At 38.6% G+C, this 718-nt stretch carries 1 protein-coding gene; it reads left to right on the forward strand.

What is annotated here, in order from left to right:
* Positions 1-41 precede the first annotated feature (41 nt).
* Complete coding sequence (locus tag JMY00_RS13535) at positions 42-698, forward strand: IS1595 family transposase (protein WP_045455674.1); 657 nt, start codon at positions 42-44, stop codon at positions 696-698.
* Positions 699-718 lie beyond the last annotated feature (20 nt).

Consider the following 718-nt stretch of genomic DNA (forward strand, 5'->3'; position numbering starts at 1 on the left):
TTAGGGGCTGTAGTAGATAAGCACTATGCTAGACTACTTTTATGAAGATAACCCGTTGTAAACTAAGTAAAAAAGCACAGCGAAGGCTGTTAGAGTTTTTTACGGCTGAAGTGACTGCTAGAACAGCCGCAGATTTGCTTGATATTCAGCCTAATACTGCTGCACTTTTTTATCATAAAATAAGACTTGTGATAGATTACCATCTCTCATTAGAAGCTGATGAGCTTTTTGATGGTGAGGTCGAATTAGATGAAAGTTACTTTGGCGGTGTACGCAAAGGCAAAAGAGGTCGCGGGGCAGCTGGTAAAACCGCTGTATTTGGTATTCTAAAACGAAACGGTAAGGTTTATACCATTGTCGTAGCAGACACCAAACAGACTACCCTAATGCCTGTTATTAAGCGTAAAATCAAGCCTGACAGCTTTGTTTATACGGATAGCTATCGAAGTTACAATGCATTAGATGTGAGTGAGTTTAAACATTTCAGAGTCAATCACTCTATAGAGTTCATTTGCGGTAAGAACAATCACATCAATGGCATTGAGAACTTCTGGAATCAGTCCAAACGAACACTCAGAAAGTATAATGGGATTAATAAGAAGAACTTCCATTTGTTTTTAAAAGAGTGCGAGTTTAGATTCAACTATGGCTCACCATCTAATCAGCTGAAAACCTTGAGAAAATGGTGTGATATTTAATCCTTATCTACTACAGCCCC

Origin of the sequence: Psychrobacter sp. Pi2-52, assembly GCF_904846705.1 — a bacterium.
Lineage (GTDB): Bacteria > Pseudomonadota > Gammaproteobacteria > Pseudomonadales > Moraxellaceae > Psychrobacter.

Coding starts and splice junctions, on each gene's coding strand:
- JMY00_RS13535 (WP_045455674.1), top strand. CDS start 42: ATGAAGATAACCCGTTGTAAACTAAGTAAAAAAGCACAGCGAAGGCTG.